This is a genomic window from Acinetobacter sp. ESBL14 (assembly GCF_036668815.1).
Lineage (GTDB): Bacteria > Pseudomonadota > Gammaproteobacteria > Pseudomonadales > Moraxellaceae > Acinetobacter > Acinetobacter gyllenbergii.
In genome coordinates this window covers 1-255 of the sequence record NZ_JAZEVS010000074.1, presented here as the reverse complement: position 1 = coordinate 255, position 255 = coordinate 1, and the positions used below count along the sequence as shown (strand labels likewise).

Here is a 255-nt window from a genome sequence, read left to right as displayed (position 1 = left end):
GTTTCCTGCCAAGTCGGTCGCTGTTGCTGTAACGGTATCACCATCAACCAGATTGCCTGGGTTTGGTACTGTCCACGCACCTGTGATTGGATCGGTTGGTACTTGAACTGTGGTGCCATTCGGGAAGGTCACCGTCACGGTCGAACCAGGTTCTGCTGTTCCTGTAATTGGATCAACGGCATTGATTGGATCAATGTCTGGCGCATTCGGTGCAATCGTATCGATTGTCACTGTACCTGTATCTGTACCGACATT

At 50.6% G+C, this 255-nt stretch carries 1 protein-coding gene; it reads right to left on the bottom strand.

The genetic code is table 11. The features are described from left to right. A partial coding sequence (locus V6E90_RS21690) for an Ig-like domain-containing protein (protein WP_332606432.1) occupies positions 1 to 255 on the bottom strand: 255 nt, incomplete at both ends.